Genomic DNA, 17111 nt, shown 5'->3' on the forward strand with positions numbered 1-17111 from the left:
CCTGGAAGGCAAAAGCCTTTCTTCAGGCAGGCCGGACCTGACTTGTCAGGAGACACGGCGTAATCCCCGCTTCATTGCGAAACTGGAAAAATCCTGCGCGGGAAGCGGCTCTGCAAAGGCAAATCCCTGTAGAATGTCGCATCCCATATCGTGCAGCATGGCCGCATGTTCTGGCGTTTCCACACCTTCTGCAACTGTCTCGACGCCGAGCGAGCGCGCAATTTCGATGATGGAACGAACCAGCGCGCGTTCCTGCGGCGAATCGAGGATGGGCATGACCAACTGACGGTCGATCTTCAGCCGCTTCGGCTTCAGGCGCAGAAGGCTGATGAGAGAGGTGTGGCCGGTGCCGAAGTCGTCGATCTCTATATCGATGCCGAGCTCCTTCACCTTGTCCAGATTTTGGACGGCCGCTGCTTCGCTATCGTCCAGAAAGATGGATTCGACCAGTTCGAACGCAACCTCACCTGGGACGATCTGAAGTTCCTTCAAGCTCTCCAGCAGGTGTTCGTCATGCAGTCGACGGATTGAAACATTGACCGAAACGCGCGGGATATTCAGCCCTTTCATACTCCACACACGTCGATCCTGCAGTGCGGTGTGCAGCGTGAGGCGATCGAGTTTCTGAACGACGTTCAACTCTTCTGCGATATCGAGAAATTTCTCCGGCGTCAGCAGACCGCGCGTCGGATGGCGCCAACGCACGAGTGCCTCCATACCGGCGATTTCGCCTGTTCTGGCGCAAAGCTGAGGTTGGTACCAGGTCTCAAACTCACCGCGCTCCAATCCGGCCAGAATTTCATCGGCGGTCCGCTTGTGGTTGACGATGTCGGCCTGGAGATTTTGCGTGAAGAATTCGTACCGGTTCCGGCCCATGGCTTTTGCCCGGTAAAGCGCAAGGTCGGCATTGATGAGAATTTTGCGGGCGTCGCTATAGTGATTTTCCCCGAATGCGATGCCGATCGAAACACCGCAGCGATAGGTAAAACCCTGAAAGTCGAAAGGCTGCCGAAAAGCGGCGATGATATTGGATGCGATGGAGGTCACGACGTGACAGTCATCAGCGTGAGGAATGAGAATGACGAACTCGTCTCCGCCTATACGCGCAATGATGCCTTCGTCGCTGACGTTGAGACTGAGAATCTGCGAGGCTCGCACCAGTGTCGCATCTCCCGCTGCATGCCCCAGAGTATCGTTGATCTGTTTGAAGCGATCGAGGTCCAGGTGCAATATGGCAAAGCGCCTGGTTTTGGCTTTCAGGGAGGCCAGCCTGTCGAGTTCGAGATCGAGCTTGCGGCGGTTGGCAAGCCCCGTGAGTGGATCATGCAACGCATTGTGCTCGATGCGTGACTTGGCTTCGACCAACTCGGCATTGCGCGCCTCAGCCTCTTCCTTGGCAGCCTTCAGCTCCTCTGCCAGCCGCACGTCGGCGGTGATGTCGAAGGCGATGCCGATAACTTTTCGATCTCCATCGCGATCGGTATGGATGCTGCCCACGGATCGAACATGGCGCATTTCCCCGTCGGGAAGGAGCACGCGCTGGACACTGGAAAAGGGAAGGTTATTCGCTGCTGAGTGATCTGCTTCGGCCGCCACCTTCTCTCGGTCGTCGGGATGAAGGCAATCCAGCCATTGATTTCGCTCCGTATAGCCTGTCGTATAAGTGAGGCCATACAACTGGTGCATGCGCCGGTCCCAGTAGGCGGTGTTGTTGGAAAGGTTTGCTTCCCATATGCCGCAATTATAGGACTGAAGCGCAAAATCCAGACGCCTGGACAGCTCCATCAAGTCGTGCTCGCGCGAGGATAGCTCCTGGAGGGCGAGTTCAAGCTCAGCGTTTTTTACATGGCTGCTGTAGACGGTGCTCTTCAGATTTTCAGCCACCTTCATATCCGAGGTGACATCCCAGATGATCCCGCTCATATGGCTGACGCCATCCGGTGTCTGATAACTCGCTCCAGCGGCTCGCAGATGGCGGATTTCTTGCAGTCCGCATTGCACCCGGTAGACCTCGGATTGCGTCTCTGCTCCCTCGGCGCACCGTGTCAGAAAATCAGTGATAAGCCTCCGGTCCTCCAGAAAGACCGTGTCCAGCCATTCCGACAGCGAAATCTCGCTCTCGGTCAACGAAAAGCCGTGCAGGGCCGCCGCACGCCCGTCGAGGTAGCAGGTCTCGCCTGCCTTGAGCCGCCATATACCGATCTGTGAAGCATCCATTGCAAGTTTCAGGCGCTGCGATAGCTCCAGAACCTTGCTTTCGCGGACATGATTCATTGTGAGGTGATGATTACGCTCGGCAACAAGAAGAAGGATTGCGGTAAGCGGTAAGGCAATCCAGAACGACGCCACGTCGATTAAATAAAGAAGAGTGAGCGATACTCCCGCTGAAGCACCGAAAAGCATTTTTTTTCTTCGGCTTTTCTTATCTACGCCACTCGACGACGACGATCTTAGTTGCAATTCAAACAGCCTCTGAACCAAGGTCAATAATGATATTCGAGTGCAACCCTAAAACATAATCTAAAACAAATAGTATAGTCGGAGTTACGATCTGCAGGTGACCGCTGGAACCGGAACGAAAAAACTTCAAAGGTTTGTTATTGGTTAAAATCCATTCATCAATTATACCGAAAATGACATTGTTCTGGGCAAATTCCGCCACATTCCGGAGAGAAATCTCGATGCATGGAAAACTAAAGAACAGCCTGAAGGAGGCTAGAAACATGCGCCTGATGATTGCCGCACTTTTAGCCACTGCCAACCTGTTTGCACCTCTGAACGCCTATTCGCAAAGCGTGGACTTGGAATCCACCATCAGCAGAGTGGATGTGAAGGGCCTGAGCATTACGCTTGCCGATGGCAAGAATTACAAGGTTCCGGAAGAGTTCAACTTCGACGGTCTTCAGCCCGGTGTGAAGGTTCTGGTCTTCTATACGGAAGTCGACGGCAAGCGCGTGGTCGACGATCTTGAGGTCGTTCAATAAAATACGATTTCGTATCGCGTCCGTTCAGAGCGCCCTGAGGCCGACGTCGCGACGATCGGTCTTCAACAGGGCAGGGCGGCTGGTACCTTAGCTTGCGGCCTCTTTTCAGGATTACCTAACGCCTTGCGTGAATAAAACCGACGACCGATGCATCCATATTCACGCTGGAGCGGCGATCAGATCGGCTCTGCGGCATTGATCCACTCAGCCAGATTCTTCTCAGTCTCCACCTTCAAAATCCTGTCCTGCGGAATGGGAATTTCTGCCGCCTCATCTTTTTCCATGCCAGACACCAGCCTGAAGATGCTGCGGATCACGCCGCCGTGGCACACGCACACGGTTTTCCGCTGGACGGACGACAGCCAGGCACCGATGCGCCATGAGAGGATTTCGTAGCTTTCTGCATCCTGTCCAGGAGGAATAAAATCCCACTTCGCTGCCTTGCGGGCTTTGACACGATCAGGAAAGGCGAGCTTAAGTTCGGGGAGGGTGTAGCCTTCCCAGTCACCGAAGGAAACTTCTACGAGCCGATCGTCTGTCCGATAATCGGTGGGGTCGAGACCCATGGCACCGCGCACCAGTTCCATCGTTTCGCGGGTACGGCCAAGAGGACTTGCCACGTAATCGAATTCTGTACATGTTGGTCCTAGAACGCGAGAGAGCGCTTTACCATTTCCAACAGCCTGAGAGCGGCCGAAGTCGTTGAGCGGGATATCCTTTTGGCCTTGGAGCCGTCTGATCGCGTTCCAGTCTGTCTGTCCGTGGCGGATAACATAGACCAGCACTGCAACACCCCTGCTTCTTCAACTCTGTCCTTCCAAGGCTTGACTGTGCCACACGTCAAAAATGAGGCGGCACAGCACAGATCCTGAACGGTTTTAGTCCTTTACGACAGAGATATCAGGTGCGTCTACGGATTTCATACCGATCGTGTGATAGCCCGAATCCACATGGTGGACTTCGCCCGTCACGCCGGTGGAAAGGTCGGAGAGCAGGTAGAGCGCCGACTTGCCGACTTCTTCGATGGAGACAGTGCGCTTCAGCGGAGCGTTGTACTCGTTCCACTTCAGAATATAGCGGAAGTCGCCGATGCCGGCGGCCGCGAGAGTCTTGATCGGGCCGGCGGACACCGCGTTGACGCGGATGCCACGGCTGCCGAGATCGACCGCCAGATAGCGAACGCTGGCTTCCAGTGCTGCCTTGGCAACGCCCATGACGTTGTAGTTCGGCATGACCTTTTCGGCGCCATAATAGGTGAGCGTCACCATCGAGCCACCGTCGTTCATGATCGGTTCGGCGCGCTTTGCAACGGCTGTCAGCGAGTAGACGGAGATGTCCATGGTGCGGTTGAAGTTGTCGCGGCTCGTGTCGAGGTAGCGACCCGTCAATTCGTCCTTATCGGAAAACGCGATCGCATGCACAACGAAATCGATCTTGCCCCAATGCGCTTCGAGATTGGAGAACACGGTATCGATTGTTTCGAGATCGGTGACATCGCAGTGGCCGGCCATGAACGCGCCAAGTTCCTGAGCCAGCGGCTCGACACGCTTCTTCAATGCGTCGCCCTGCCAGGTAAAGGCGAGTTCGGCACCGGCATCGGCGCATGCCTTGGCAATTCCCCAGGCAATCGAACGATTGTTTGCGACGCCCATGATAAGGCCGCGCTTGCCAGCCATCAGGCCGGATGTCTGAGCCATTTGGTGCTCCCTCATATTCCAGATTGATCCTGCCTATGGCATAGGCAGAACCACTGTTCAAGAAGGCCTCAGATCATCTCATGTAAGGGAACGTAACAAAGGGTGCGTTGTTCACCGCTTTCACGGCAGTGTCACAGATAAAGACCTTCGCGCATATGGCGCATCAAATCTGTTACTTTTGCATCCGGCGTTTCGAGGAGGACGATGCGCAATTCGACGACGAGATCGCCAAATGTGCCGTCTTCCTTCTCCAAGCCTTTACCTTCTACGCGAATGGCCTTGTCCGAACCCGACCAGGCAGGCACCGTCACCGGCTGTTCACCGCGAGGCGTAAGAACTTTTGATTCACAACCCAGAACCGCATCGGCAAGGGCAAGTGGCAGAGTTGTGTGGATATCGTATCCCTTCACGATAAAATCGTCGTCGCGGGCAACGAGAACGGTCACGACGAGATCGCCACGCGCAGCTTCCGGCAACTTCAATCCTTGGCCCTTGAGCCGCACCACATGTCCATCCGTGGTGCCCGCTGCCAGTGGCAAGCGAACGTCGCGCTCATCCGGCATGCGGATCGTCACATGTCTCTGGGCGATGATGTCATTGACGGTCACGATGGCTTCCGCCGTCATGTCGGGTACTTTTTCGATTGCCGGTGGCGCGCCGCGGAAACGGCGGATGAGCGCGTTGAAGAAGCCGATTGCAAGCGAGTTACTCGCATCCGTTTTTTCTTGATTGGGCGCTTCGTCAGAAACCTCCGCCGCTGTCGATTTTATGGGATCCGCGCCGCCTTTTACCTTTGCCTCCGCACCGAAAATTCGCTCCAGCATATCCTCGGGCGATTCTGGCTTGGCGCTTGCGGAGTTAACAGGATCAGCGGCGTTTGCCTCGGTTTCGCTGGCGGCTTTTGCATTGCGTGCCTGCGCCCTGGCAAGTTCTTCCATCAGCCTTTCAGCTGCTTTTGCCCGTTCCGCCGCCTCGCGGGCGGCGGCACGCGCGGCCTCACGCTTCTGCATAATTGTTTGTTCACGCTGCTTGCCGTCCGCGGCGCGACGCGCCTGATCGTAGAGACCACGCTTTTGCGGATCCTTCAGCAGATCGTAAGCCTGGCCGATCTCAGCGAAGCGTGCGTTCGCATCTGGATCATCCCGATTTTGATCAGGATGAACGGTCTTTGCCTTGGACCGCCAGGCTGCCTTTATCTCGTCCGAACCGGCATCGCGCTTGACGCCGAGAATAGAATAGGGATCACGCATCCGAACCACCAGTTACGCCCGAAACTCCAGCCGCGCCTAAGCGGCATGAAACAGAACAAACCCAGACCTGAACGTGCCAACATGCGAAAATGTTGCACGATCAGTGTCTTGAACTGGAAGGGAGTGTGGCAAGAACTTGCTAATCAGACCTTTACGCGCCGGTTAGCAGGCGGATTGCAGATCTGATCTCTTGAGATAGGGTAAATGCTTTACTTCTGATCGAAGCGGGTCATCAGCCATTCGCCTGTCTCGGAAAGACATGCCTGACCCGTATAGCTCGCAACGCCTTCGAAGGAATGGCGCGTGGTGTTGAAGTTGCGGCAGACGAAGCCTGTGCTTCGGTCTTCCGTAATGCCTGTCAAGACGCCGGCGCTGCCGGTTGCCGTATTGGCCCATGGAACGGGCGACCCGGCGACTTTCACCAGATCGGCGGACGTGACCGCGTTGCGGATCGTCGCATCGTCCGACAGAACCGGCGCGGTCGGCTGGTTCGGGACAGACGCGGTCGAGAGCGAGCGGTCGACTTTCTCGCCACCGAAAAGATCAAGACTGACACAGCCGGTCAATGCAACGGCAATAAAGCCGGCGGCAAAGACATTGACAACCGATGACAGGAAGCTCTTTGTGCGACTGTTCGACTTTGCTATGACGATCACCATCTCTTACCCAGATATCATTTCTGGTGTGCAAATCAGCTCTGGAGCATTTTAGTCAATATGTCGGAAACGGGGTTAACATCTAGTGACTTCACAGAAGAAAATGAACCATTCGTGCTTTTCGCCGAATGGTTGCGCGATGCAACCGCGTCCGAAATAAACGATCCAAATGCGGTAGCGCTTGCTTCGGTGGACGAGGACGGCATGCCAAGCGTGCGCATGGTGCTGCTCAAGGCGGCAGATGAGCGTGGCTTTGTGATCTACACCAATTTCGAGAGCCGCAAGGGGCGCGAGCTTCTGGGGCAACAGAAAGCCGGTCTCTGCTTCCATTGGAAAAGCTTGCGGCGACAGGTTCGCATTCGCGGACTTGTGGAAGTCGTATCGGACGAAGAAGCGGACGAGTATTACGCCTCGCGCCCACGTGGCAGCCGCATCGGAGCCTGGGCCTCAAAGCAATCCCGGCCACTCGAAAGCCGCTTTGCGCTGGAAAAGGCAGTAGCCGAGTACACAGCGAAATACGCTTTGGGAGACATTCCGCGCCCGCCATACTGGTCCGGCTTTCGTATCAATCCACTGACCATCGAATTTTGGCATGACCGGAAATTCCGCCTGCATGACCGGGTTGAGTTCCGCCGTGAAACCACTGACGCCCCTTGGACGAAAGTTCGCATGTATCCATAAGCGAAACGGCCGTCGACAGCGGCGGCCGAAGAGTACTCAGTCTCACGGCAAGATGACACAGGCGTGGGACCGCTGACCACCCGCGACCGTGCGAAGAAAAAAGACCATTGATGAGATGAGGCAAGACCTCTCGGGCGAAGTCGCAGACCTGCACGGCCACGTTCTTCTTCTTGCTATCACACCCAGCTCGATCTCAGAAATTCATTCGAGCGCGAGTGGCGCTTCGATTGTGCTGGCAATTAGCTGCGCATACTGGCAGCAAGAAGCAGAGCGGCGACATCCGAAAGACCGGAGCAGATCGCAACACATTTCTCCCGCACCCTCTCGGTCGCTGGCGCCACGTCGGGGACCATCACAGCCATTGTCCCGGCGGAGGATGCGGACTGAACGCCGTGGTAAGAATCTTCCAGAGCCATGCAGTCTTCCGGTGCAACGCCAAGACGTTTCGCTGCGGTGAGGTAGGGCATGGGAGCGGGCTTCGGTTCCTTGTAATCCTCCCGCGCCACGATGTGATCGAAACGAGCCAGGAGATTATACGGTCCGAGGTGCCGATTGACAGATTCGTGCCGCGAGGATGTGGCGATGGCACGCGGCAGTTTGAGATCGTCCAGCAGATCTAACATCGCGACAACGCCTGGCTTCAATGCCACGCCGCCGGCCATGCTGATGGCCAGATGGCGAAGCCAAGCGTCGCGAAACGCGGCCATTGGAAAATCGGCACCATGTTCGGCAATGATCGTGCCGCTGATGACATCCCACGGACTTCCGCAGACGCGCTGGTAGAGCTCGACCGGCAAATCGTGACCACCCTCTTGAGAGGCAGCAAGAAAGGAGTCGCGGTAGAGCGTCTCACTGTCGATCAGGAGGCCGTCCATATCGAAGATGACCGCTTTCGGCATGCGGGGTAACGTCATATGTGTGCCTCACCCAAAACGAAAGACGCGCTCGCCAAGACTCTCGAACGGGCGAATGAGATAACCATCCGGATCGGCGATCACGAATTGCCGGTTGCCCACCTCCGTCTCTGCCTTGCGATACCATTTCTCTTCGACTGGGAGAAACAGCGGCACGCGGGCCATTTCCAACCTGTCGAGAATAGGCTGAAGGGATGGGACCGCGAGTTGCAGGTTCATGCCCCGTCCAAACGGGTAGCTGATCGGCGCATTTTCCTGCTCAAAGGTGCGTCCCGCGCCAAGCTGGTCGATCATCAACTGCGCGTCGCCGAGCGCGAGGTACGTGAAGCCCTCTTCGGGCCGCTCGTAGACGACATGAAAGCCGATCAGGTCACAATAAAATGAGCGGCTCTTGTGCCAGTCGCTGACGGCCAGTTCGGGAACGAGTGCATTGGAAACAAAGGTCATCTTTTCCTGATCAATGGGAGGGCAATTATTGTGCGGATACCGGAGAGGTTGTGGAATGCAGCGCCTTGCGGATGAAGTCCGACTTGGCGGCTGTGTAGGCATCGCCATTATCTTCGTATTGCTTCGCGAGCGTCATTTTAAGTGTGGCATAGTCATTGGCAAGAGCGGGGTTTTGACGAAGAATATTACGGAAACGCACTCTGTCGTGGTGAGTTGCGCTATCTGGCGGGCAAAGATAAACGCGCAGACCGGGCAACGGATCCGGAGCCGTGACGGCCCCGACCATAAAAGCGAATACTCCATCGCCATGCCGAGATCCGCGTGGCTCGAACCCTGCAGCTTCCATGCGTGCCCTGCTGTCTTGCATGAAATCGAGGTGCTTCACGACGACATCGATATCGACGTAGGGCTTGGCAGAAAGATTATGGACCGCCGTACTACCGACATGCTCGATGTTGTCGAACATGCCTTTTAATATAATTTCGAGGCGGTGCTGGGCAGCGGAATAAACGCTCGGCCAGCCGGAATCGTAGGGAACGATCTTAACGAGCGTTCCCATTGGTAAACCTCAAGCCTTGGTGCCGCCGACAGTGATCTGGTCCATCCGCAAATGCGGTTGCCCGACGCCGACCGGAACCCACTGACCAGCCTTGCCGCAATTGCCGATGCCGGTGTCGAGTTTCATGTCGTTGCCGATCATGGTGACACGCTTCATTGCGTCCGGTCCGTTGCCGATCAGCATAGCGCCCTTTACCGGCGCGCCAATCTTACCATTCTCGATGAGGTATGCTTCCGTGCAGCCGAAAACGAATTTGCCGGAGGTTATGTCCACCTGGCCACCGCCGAAGGACACAGCGTAGACGCCCTTCTTGACTGACGCGATAATCTCTTCCGCCGTCTTGTCTCCACCAAGCATGTAAGTGTTGGTCATGCGCGGCATGGGAACGTGCGAGTAGCCCTGGCGACGACCATTGCCTGTCGCCTGCATTCCCATCAGTCGCGCGTTTTGCCTGTCCTGCATATAGCCGACGAGCCTGCCGTTATCGATCAGCACATTATAGCCGGAAGGTGTGCCTTCGTCGTCCACCGTCAGCGAGCCGCGACGATTGTCTATGGTGCCATCATCGACGACGGTAACGCCGGGTGCCGCGACCATTTCGCCGAGCAGACCCGCAAAGGCCGATGTCTTCTTGCGGTTGAAGTCGCCCTCCAGACCATGCCCGACGGCCTCGTGCAACATCACGCCGGGCCAGCCTGCGCCCAGCACCACATCCATTGTACCGGCCGGCGCGTCGATGGCAGTGAGGTTGACCAGTGCCTGGCGCAATGCTTCGTCCGCACCGCGCTGCCAGCTTTCCGTGGAAATGAAGTCGCCAAAGCCGACCCGTCCACCAATGCCATAAGAGCCGGTTTCCTGGCGGTCGCCTTCGCCAGCCACAACGGAAATGTTGATGCGCGTCATGGGGCGAATATCGCTGACACGATGGCCATCGGCACGAAGGATGTCGACAATCTGCCAGCTGGCGGCAATCGATGCTGTAACTTGGCGGACCTTGGGGTCCTTGTCGCGCAGATAAGCGTCGATCTGCGTCAGAAGCTTCACCTTCTCCTCGAAAGAGGGCGAGCCGATCGGGTTTTCATCGCCATAAAGCTTTTTGTTGGTGCGCTGGGGCGCTGCCGCATATGAGCCGGAATATCCCTTTGTCACGGCACCCACGGCATCTGCCGCGCGCTGCAACGCTGCGGTGGAAAGCTCGCCTGCATGGGCGTATCCGACTGTCTCGCCAGCGACTGCACGAAGTCCGAAGCCCTGGTCGGTATTGAAGCTGCCGCCCTTGAGGCGGCCATTATCGAAGGTGAGCGATTCCGCTTGGGCATGTTCGACGAACAATTCGCCATCGTCGGCGCCGCCGAGAGCGTCTGCCACCCGGCTGCGCAATGTGCCCTCATCGCAATCGAAAAGCGTCAGAAGGTCATCAGTCATCGCGTACTCCAGGCGTCAGCATCAATCATCGTGAATGTGATTTAGGTGCTGGCGTTTAACGGCGCAACCCACACATCATAGCCTCGCGGAGAATTGCGGAAATAGTTGCGCCTGAAGACTGCCGGTCTGCAAGCTCAAGGCAGCGCGTCGTAACCTTCGGCAAAGCCGGTTAGTTCGATCGGAATGCCGACACGGTCCTGATCGACCGACTCGCGCAAGGCAAAAACGGCGTGCTTGCCGGCGCGCAGAACTTTCATCAGCTCGTCGTCGATATCCACTTCCACATAGCAGCCCTCGGAGAAGCAGCGGGTGAAATAAGCACGGCCGATATTGTTGTTATCGATATAGAGTTCCATCCCATCCTTCAGCAACACACCAAGCGGCGCAAGGATGCGAAGAATGCGCGACTTGCGATCTGCCGTCTTCAGTACGACGACCGACAGCCCGACTTCGGGGCGATCGTCGGCAATCACGTTCTGCATCAATGCGCATTGTTCCTCGGATGCGCCAGCGGGCTTGTCGCAGATCACCGACCAGTTGCCATGCGTGGATTTCGGCGTGCCAGGCGGTTGCTGGGCGACGCTCGTGCCGGACGCGAGAAGAGAGAAGCCGGCGGCGACAAAAGCGGCGCGCGCAATCGGGGGCAGACGCATGGATACCTCTGGAATTCGAATCAGTGCGGTTATTTTGACTTCCGATACTGGAAATGAAAGAGCCGCGCTCCTCATTTCCAAGTGAGTGCGGCCAAAATAGGACCTGCTGTTGGTCAAATTGCCGCCAGCCAGAGAGCCTGCGCATGTTTGGCGTTCAGTTTCCATGTGCCGCCGACGCAGGGTGCCGAGACAAAGTAACGGACTAAAAATGCCCCTCTACGAAAGCTGGGCGATATTGCGGCGGCGCGCAAACTATGATTTGAGTCTAAACTATAAGCATGGATTCTGCGCCTGGGATTGATCATAATCAGGTGCGTGAGGGAGAGGTACCGTGATTACTAGGATTAACGCAGCGTTGGCGGGCACGATCTGTCTGCTCTCGGCTGTCGGCGCAAACGCCGATCAGCCCAAAGAGTGGCAGATGGGATTGCAGGAGGCCGCAACGCCGATCATGCACGAAATTCGTTGGTTTGAACAATATACCATGTGGTTTATCGTTCCCGTGACGATTTTCGTTCTCGTCCTGCTCATTCTCGTCGTTGTGAAGTTCAAGGCGTCCTCAAATCCGGTTCCGTCCAAGACTAGCCACAATACGGCAATCGAGATCGTCTGGACGCTAGCGCCGGTCCTCATTCTTCTTTTCCTGGCTTTCCCGTCCTTCAATCTTCTCAACGCGCAGCTGACGCAGCCGGAAAATCCGGACCTGACATTGAAGGCGACCGCCACGCAGTGGCAATGGAATTATGAATATCAGGCGGCAGAAGGCTCCGAGCCTTTGGCGTTCGACAGCTACATGCTGAAGGATGTAGATCGCGCTGCCGCCGGCAAGGAGGATCACGCTCGTTACCCGCGTCTTCTGGCCGTGGACAATGAGATGGTCGTTCCGGTGAACAAGACTGTGCGTCTTCTCGTCACCGCTGCGCCGACGGACGTTATTCATGCCTTCGCGATGCCGGCTTTCGGCGTCAAGATCGATGCCGTCCCAGGCCGTCTGAACGAAACCTGGTTCAAGCCTGAAAAAGAAGGACTTTACTACGGTCAGTGCTCCGAGCTTTGCGGCAAGGACCACGCCTTCATGCCGATTGCCATACGGGTGGTTTCCGAAGAGCAATACAAGACCTGGGCTGCTGCCGCTGCTTCTGACTTGAGCGGTGCCAACCGGGCGCTGATGGCTTCTGTGGATGGCGCAAGCGCCCTTCGCGTCGCCGCGAACGAAACCAACTAAGGCAAGGAGTGAGGACAATGGCTGGACATTCCGCACACGACGACCATCGCTCTCATGATCGTGCCGCCCACGACGCTCATGGCGACGACCACGCGCATCACGATCATACGCCGAGCTTTGCGCAGCGTTGGTTCTTTTCGACCAACCACAAGGACATCGGCACGCTCTATCTGATTTTTGCGATCATCGCCGGCATCATCGGCGGCGGCCTATCGGTCGTTATGCGTATGGAACTGCAAGAGCCTGGCATCCAGATCTTCCACGGTCTGGCGACAATGGTCTACGGCTTCGAGGGTGACGCTGCCATCGACGGCGGCAAGCACATGTACAACGTGTTCACCACCGCGCATGCGCTCATCATGATCTTCTTCATGGTCATGCCAGCCATGATCGGCGGTTTCGCCAACTGGATGGTTCCGATCATGATCGGTGCCCCGGACATGGCTTTCCCGCGCCTCAACAACATCTCCTTCTGGTTGATCGTTCCTGCCTTTATCCTGCTTCTTCTTTCGCTCTTCGTCGAAGGGCCTGCAGGTGCCTATGGTGTCGGTGGCGGCTGGACGATGTATCCACCATTATCAACGAGCGGTATGCCGGGGCCAGCGGTCGATCTTGCGATTTTTGCGCTTCACGTAGCCGGTGCCTCTTCGATCCTCGGTGCGATCAACTTCATCACCACGATCCTCAACATGCGCGCGCCTGGCATGACGCTGCACAAGATGCCGCTCTTTGCGTGGTCTGTGCTTGTCACTGCCTTCCTTCTTCTGCTGTCGCTTCCGGTTCTGGCAGGTGGCATCACCATGCTTCTGACCGACCGCAACTTTGGCACGACCTTCTTCTCTCCTGAAGGCGGCGGCGATCCGATCCTCTACCAGCACCTGTTCTGGTTCTTCGGTCACCCGGAAGTCTACATCCTGATCCTGCCTGGCTTCGGCATCATCAGCCACATCGTATCGACCTTCTCGCGCAAGCCGATCTTCGGTTATCTCGGCATGGCTTACGCCATGGTCGCAATCGGCGCCGTCGGCTTCATCGTGTGGGCGCACCACATGTATACTGTCGGTCTGTCGCTCGAAGCGCAGCGCTACTTTGTCTTCGCAACCATGGTGATCGCGGTTCCGACCGGCATCAAGATCTTCTCCTGGATCGCGACGATGTGGGGCGGTTCGCTGACCTTCACCACACCGATGATCTGGGCGATCGGCTTCATCTTCCTCTTCACAGTGGGTGGCGTCACGGGCGTTCAGCTTGCCAATGCTGGTCTCGACCGTTCGCTTCATGACACCTACTACGTGGTGGCGCACTTCCACTACGTCCTGTCGCTCGGCGCAGTCTTTGCGATCTTTGCCGGCTGGTACTACTGGTTCCCGAAGATCACCGGCTACATGTACAGTCAGAAGATCGGCAATCTGCACTTCTGGGTCATGTTCGTCGGCGTCAACCTGATCTTCTTCCCGCAGCACTTCCTGGGTCTTGCAGGCATGCCGCGTCGATACATCGACTATCCGGATGCCTATGCGGGTTGGAACCTAGTTTCCTCTTATGGTTCCTACATCTCTGCGGTCGCCGTCCTGATCTTCCTCTTCGGCGTATGGGAAGCCTTCGCCAAGAAGCGGATCGCTGGCGACAACCCTTGGGGTCCGGGTGCCACTACGCTGGAATGGCAGCTGTCGTCTCCACCGCCATACCATCAGTGGGAGCAGCTTCCGCGTATCCGCTGAGGCATTTTGTCCGAGCGTTTTGTCCGGCGTAACATGATAAATGTCAGTTTTACGCCGGACGAGATGAGCAAAGACGCCGCATTGCAATGGGGCGTCTTTCGGGAAAGCAGGAAATAATGACCGTTATTGACAATCGCGACACGCTGGCAATCGAATACGCTTCGCTTTCGGAAGCTGGCGCGCGTGATTACTTTGAGCTGTTGAAACCCCGCGTCATGTCGCTGGTTGTGTTCACGGCCTTTGCCGGGCTCATTCTCGCACCAGGCACGATCAATCCAGTCCTCGGATTGATCGCAATCCTTTGCATCGCGGTAGGGGCAGGGGCCTCTGGCGCGTTGAACATGTGGTACGATGCCGATATTGACGCTGTCATGTCGCGCACGGCCAAGCGTCCTATTCCATCCGGACGGGTTGCGCCGGGTGAGGCTTTGGCCTTCGGACTGACGCTTTCGGTCTTCTCGGTTGCCATTCTGGGCCTGGCCGTCAATTGGTTTGCTGCCGGTCTTCTCGCCTTTACCATCTTCTTCTATGCCGTCGTCTATACGATGTGGCTCAAGCGCTCGACGCCGCAGAACATCGTTATCGGCGGTGCTGCCGGCGCATTTCCGCCCATGCTCGGCTGGGCTTGCGTGACCGGCAATGTTTCGCTGGATAGCACTATCCTGTTTCTGATCATCTTTCTTTGGACGCCCGCACATTTCTGGGCCTTGGCGCTCTTCAAGATGCGCGACTACGGCTCTGTCGGCATTCCGATGATGCCGAATGTGGCCGGCGAGCGCTCGACCAAGAACCAGATGATCGTCTATTCCATTTTGACCATGGCTGTCGCTGTGGCCCCCTATTTCTCTGGACTTGCAGGGTTGAGCTATGGCATCTTCGCTGCGATCCTAAGCATTATCTTCGTCTACTGTTCCATCTCCGTTCGGCGCATGCCGGATGGCGACGAGAAGATGATGCCGGCAAAGAAGATGTTTGCCTATTCGGTGTTCTACCTGTTTGCGATTTTCTCCGCCCTTCTGGCCGATCATCTCGTGCCGTCCTTTGTCACGATGGTTGGAGGCGCGGCATGATCGAGACCGTAAAGCTCAATGAGGCGCAGAAGAAGTCGAGGCGTGGGCGTAACTTGGCGCTTGGCCTCACGCTGGCGGCTCTGGTGGTCCTGTTCTACGTCATTACCATCATCAAGATCGGCGGTCATTGATCGAACGAGCTAGGGAGGGGGAGATATGACAGAAGCACAAAAGATGACCGGAAGCAGAAAGACGAGCAATGGCTCGATCCTCGTGCTGTGTCTTGTCTTCGTCTGCGGCATGGTTGGCATGGCCTATGCCTCTGTGCCCCTCTATCGCCTGTTCTGCCAGGTCACCGGCTATAATGGCACCACCCAGCGCGTCGAACAATATTCCGACGTCATCCTCGATAAGACGATGAATGTGACGTTCGATTCCAACACGTCCAACGGTCTGAACTGGGACTTTCGTCCGGTGAACAAGATGGTCGAGCCTCGGATTGGTGAGACGATCCAGGTGACCTTCAAGGCTACCAACCGTTCGCCGGTCGCAACCACGGGCACCGCCGTGTTCAATGTGACGCCGATGGAGGCTGGTGCATACTTCAACAAGGTGCAGTGCTTCTGCTTTACCGAGACGACGCTCCAGCCGGGCGAAACGTTGGAAATGCCGGTGGTGTTCTTCATCGATCCGGAGATCGTCAAGGCTCGGGAAACGAAGAACATTCATACATTGACCTTGTCCTACACATTTTACCCGTCGAAAACGGAAAAACCGGTTGCGTCCTTGCCGGCAAAGACTGAACGTGACGAGACGAGACTTTGAGAGAGGGAGGCGTGGTCGAAAGATCGCGCCATGGAATGAACCGGTCGTCTGGCTTCAGTTCAGAGAGACGGTTTAGCGAGATTGGGAAGAGCCTTCGGGGATTGATCACATGGCAGACACGCATCAAAAGAACCACGACTACCATATCATAAACCCGAGCCCATGGCCGCTTCTGGCATCCATCGGTGCCTTCGTGCTAACCTTCGGCGGCGTCTGTTATATGCGCTACCTGAATGGCGGCTCCTTCAAGCTGTTCGGTCTTGAAATGGCGAACCCCTGGGTGTTCTATGCGGGCCTCGCCATCACGCTCTACACGATGTACGCGTGGTGGGCGGACACGATCAAGGAAGGCAACGAAGGTCACCATACGCCGGTCGTCTCGCTGCATCTGCGCTACGGCATGATCATGTTCATCGCCTCGGAGGTCATGTTCTTCGTTGCGTGGTTCTGGGCCTATTTCGATGCGAGCCTCTATCCGCACGAAGCCATTCAGGCGTCGCGACTTGCCTATACTGGTGGTCAGTGGCCGCCAAAGGGTATCGAGGTCATCGACCCATGGCATCTGCCGCTATACAATACCGTGATCCTGCTGCTGTCGGGCACTTGCGTCACTTGGGCACACCACGCTCTGCTGCATAATGACCGCAAGGGTATGATCGCCGGTCTGTCGCTAACGGTTGCGCTCGGCGTTCTTTTCTCTGCCGTGCAGATCTACGAATACATGCACGCTCCGTTCGACTTCAAGAATTCGATCTATGGCGCGACGTTCTTCATGGCGACGGGCTTCCACGGTTTTCACGTCTTCGTCGGAACGATCTTCCTGTTGGTTTGCCTGTTCCGCGCAATCGCAGGCGGTTTCACGCCGAAACATCATTTCGGCTTCGAGGCTGCTGCCTGGTACTGGCACTTCGTGGACGTCGTCTGGCTCTTCCTCTTCTTCGCTATCTACATCTGGGGTGGTTGGGGCGCGCCACTGGCTGAGGCGGGTCACTAACCGGCCTTGCAGTGGAACGGTGCATTGCTCCGCTCCACTTCATCATGAAGACCAGGCGTCGCTGATTGAG

At 56.5% G+C, this 17111-nt stretch carries 18 protein-coding genes; 8 read left to right on the forward strand and 10 right to left on the reverse strand.

Annotated features, from left to right (window positions below; all coding sequences use genetic code 11):
- Positions 1-45: 45 nt before the first annotated feature.
- Entirely contained in the window at positions 46-2403 is a 2358-nt protein-coding gene (locus QZ862_RS14595) for an EAL domain-containing protein (protein WP_296100710.1), read from the reverse strand.
- Positions 2404-2723: 320 nt separating this feature from the next.
- Here QZ862_RS14595 and QZ862_RS14600 point away from each other — a divergent pair, with 320 nt between their 5' ends.
- Complete coding sequence (locus QZ862_RS14600) at positions 2724-2984, forward strand: DUF1344 domain-containing protein (RefSeq protein ID WP_296021354.1); 261 nt, start codon at positions 2724-2726, stop codon at positions 2982-2984.
- A 176-nt stretch (positions 2985-3160) separates the two neighbouring features.
- Here the strand turns inward: QZ862_RS14600 and QZ862_RS14605 are convergent, their stop codons facing one another.
- The 4 genes from QZ862_RS14605 to QZ862_RS14620 all read right to left on the reverse strand — a co-directional run bounded on the left by QZ862_RS14605 (position 3161) and on the right by QZ862_RS14620 (position 6590).
- Positions 3161-3769: a histidine phosphatase family protein gene (locus QZ862_RS14605; RefSeq protein WP_296100712.1), complete on the reverse strand. Its 609-nt coding sequence runs from the start codon at positions 3767-3769 to the stop codon at positions 3161-3163.
- 93 nt (positions 3770-3862) lie between these two features.
- Complete coding sequence (fabI, locus tag QZ862_RS14610) at positions 3863-4681, reverse strand: enoyl-ACP reductase FabI (RefSeq protein ID WP_296021295.1); 819 nt, start codon at positions 4679-4681, stop codon at positions 3863-3865.
- Between the two features lie 131 nt (positions 4682-4812).
- A complete protein-coding gene (locus QZ862_RS14615) occupies positions 4813-5931 on the reverse strand; it encodes a DnaJ C-terminal domain-containing protein (RefSeq protein WP_296100713.1) in 1119 nt (372 codons plus the stop codon).
- Between the two features lie 209 nt (positions 5932-6140).
- The gene (locus QZ862_RS14620; RefSeq protein ID WP_296041283.1) at positions 6141-6590 is read right to left on the reverse strand and encodes an RT0821/Lpp0805 family surface protein; all 450 of its coding nucleotides are present in this window, start codon (positions 6588-6590) and stop codon (positions 6141-6143) included.
- 57 nt (positions 6591-6647) lie between these two features.
- Between QZ862_RS14620 and pdxH the strand changes: the two genes are divergently transcribed.
- Entirely contained in the window at positions 6648-7268 is a 621-nt protein-coding gene (gene pdxH / locus QZ862_RS14625) for a pyridoxamine 5'-phosphate oxidase (protein ID WP_296100716.1), read from the forward strand.
- A 239-nt stretch (positions 7269-7507) separates the two neighbouring features.
- Here pdxH and QZ862_RS14630 read toward each other — a convergent pair whose 3' ends face one another.
- From QZ862_RS14630 to QZ862_RS14650, 5 genes are all read right to left on the reverse strand, one after another.
- Positions 7508-8182: an HAD family phosphatase gene (locus tag QZ862_RS14630; protein WP_296100718.1), complete on the reverse strand. Its 675-nt coding sequence runs from the start codon at positions 8180-8182 to the stop codon at positions 7508-7510.
- A gap of 9 nt (positions 8183-8191) precedes the next feature.
- A complete protein-coding gene (locus tag QZ862_RS14635) occupies positions 8192-8629 on the reverse strand; it encodes a VOC family protein (RefSeq protein WP_296100720.1) in 438 nt (145 codons plus the stop codon).
- A 25-nt stretch (positions 8630-8654) separates the two neighbouring features.
- Complete coding sequence (locus QZ862_RS14640; protein WP_296021278.1) at positions 8655-9188, reverse strand: GrpB family protein; 534 nt, start codon at positions 9186-9188, stop codon at positions 8655-8657.
- 9 nt (positions 9189-9197) lie between these two features.
- The gene (gene tldD, locus QZ862_RS14645; RefSeq protein WP_296021276.1) at positions 9198-10613 is read right to left on the reverse strand and encodes a metalloprotease TldD; all 1416 of its coding nucleotides are present in this window, start codon (positions 10611-10613) and stop codon (positions 9198-9200) included.
- Between the two features lie 134 nt (positions 10614-10747).
- The gene (locus QZ862_RS14650; RefSeq protein ID WP_296021274.1) at positions 10748-11266 is read right to left on the reverse strand and encodes an invasion associated locus B family protein; all 519 of its coding nucleotides are present in this window, start codon (positions 11264-11266) and stop codon (positions 10748-10750) included.
- 331 nt (positions 11267-11597) lie between these two features.
- Between QZ862_RS14650 and coxB the strand changes: the two genes are divergently transcribed.
- The 6 genes from coxB (at position 11598) to QZ862_RS14680 (ending at position 17041) form a co-directional block, all read left to right on the forward strand.
- Positions 11598-12491, forward strand: coding sequence for a cytochrome c oxidase subunit II (coxB, locus tag QZ862_RS14655; RefSeq protein WP_296100722.1), 894 nt, complete (start codon positions 11598-11600; stop codon positions 12489-12491).
- Between the two features lie 17 nt (positions 12492-12508).
- Positions 12509-14212, forward strand: a complete 1704-nt coding sequence (gene ctaD, locus QZ862_RS14660; RefSeq protein WP_296100724.1) for a cytochrome c oxidase subunit I — start codon at positions 12509-12511, stop codon at positions 14210-14212.
- A gap of 116 nt (positions 14213-14328) precedes the next feature.
- Positions 14329-15282, forward strand: a complete 954-nt coding sequence (locus QZ862_RS14665; RefSeq protein WP_296100725.1) for a heme o synthase — start codon at positions 14329-14331, stop codon at positions 15280-15282.
- Positions 15279-15413: a hypothetical protein gene (locus QZ862_RS14670; RefSeq protein WP_296101041.1), complete on the forward strand. Its 135-nt coding sequence runs from the start codon at positions 15279-15281 to the stop codon at positions 15411-15413. Before QZ862_RS14665 ends, QZ862_RS14670 begins: the two co-directional genes overlap by 4 nt.
- A gap of 25 nt (positions 15414-15438) precedes the next feature.
- Positions 15439-16047: a cytochrome c oxidase assembly protein gene (locus tag QZ862_RS14675; protein WP_296100726.1), complete on the forward strand. Its 609-nt coding sequence runs from the start codon at positions 15439-15441 to the stop codon at positions 16045-16047.
- A gap of 109 nt (positions 16048-16156) precedes the next feature.
- Positions 16157-17041 carry a cytochrome c oxidase subunit 3 gene (locus QZ862_RS14680; RefSeq protein ID WP_296021264.1) on the forward strand — a complete coding sequence of 295 codons (885 nt, stop codon included), beginning with the start codon at positions 16157-16159 and terminating at the stop codon, positions 17039-17041.
- Positions 17042-17111: the final 70 nt, after the last annotated feature.

Origin of the sequence: uncultured Agrobacterium sp. (genome assembly GCA_913777615.1) — a bacterium.
Taxonomy (GTDB): domain Bacteria; phylum Pseudomonadota; class Alphaproteobacteria; order Rhizobiales; family Rhizobiaceae; genus Agrobacterium.

Bases quoted from the DNA above. Each gene is read 5' to 3' on its own strand.
- QZ862_RS14650 (WP_296021274.1), bottom strand. From the start codon at position 11,266: ATGCGTCTGCCCCCGATTGCGCGCGCCGCTTTTGTCGCCGCCGGCTTC.
- QZ862_RS14630 (WP_296100718.1), bottom strand. From the start codon at position 8,182: ATGACGTTACCCCGCATGCCGAAAGCGGTCATCTTCGATATGGACGGC.
- QZ862_RS14620 (WP_296041283.1), bottom strand. From the start codon at position 6,590: ATGGTGATCGTCATAGCAAAGTCGAACAGTCGCACAAAGAGCTTCCTG.
- QZ862_RS14615 (WP_296100713.1), bottom strand. From the start codon at position 5,931: ATGCGTGATCCCTATTCTATTCTCGGCGTCAAGCGCGATGCCGGTTCG.
- tldD (WP_296021276.1), bottom strand. From the start codon at position 10,613: ATGACTGATGACCTTCTGACGCTTTTCGATTGCGATGAGGGCACATTG.
- ctaD (WP_296100724.1), top strand. From the start codon at position 12,509: ATGGCTGGACATTCCGCACACGACGACCATCGCTCTCATGATCGTGCC.
- QZ862_RS14595 (WP_296100710.1), bottom strand. From the start codon at position 2,403: ATGCTTTTCGGTGCTTCAGCGGGAGTATCGCTCACTCTTCTTTATTTA.
- QZ862_RS14675 (WP_296100726.1), top strand. From the start codon at position 15,439: ATGACAGAAGCACAAAAGATGACCGGAAGCAGAAAGACGAGCAATGGC.
- QZ862_RS14640 (WP_296021278.1), bottom strand. From the start codon at position 9,188: ATGGGAACGCTCGTTAAGATCGTTCCCTACGATTCCGGCTGGCCGAGC.
- QZ862_RS14670 (WP_296101041.1), top strand. From the start codon at position 15,279: ATGATCGAGACCGTAAAGCTCAATGAGGCGCAGAAGAAGTCGAGGCGT.
- QZ862_RS14635 (WP_296100720.1), bottom strand. From the start codon at position 8,629: ATGACCTTTGTTTCCAATGCACTCGTTCCCGAACTGGCCGTCAGCGAC.
- QZ862_RS14665 (WP_296100725.1), top strand. From the start codon at position 14,329: ATGACCGTTATTGACAATCGCGACACGCTGGCAATCGAATACGCTTCG.
- QZ862_RS14600 (WP_296021354.1), top strand. From the start codon at position 2,724: ATGCGCCTGATGATTGCCGCACTTTTAGCCACTGCCAACCTGTTTGCA.
- QZ862_RS14680 (WP_296021264.1), top strand. From the start codon at position 16,157: ATGGCAGACACGCATCAAAAGAACCACGACTACCATATCATAAACCCG.
- pdxH (WP_296100716.1), top strand. From the start codon at position 6,648: ATGTCGGAAACGGGGTTAACATCTAGTGACTTCACAGAAGAAAATGAA.
- fabI (WP_296021295.1), bottom strand. From the start codon at position 4,681: ATGGCTCAGACATCCGGCCTGATGGCTGGCAAGCGCGGCCTTATCATG.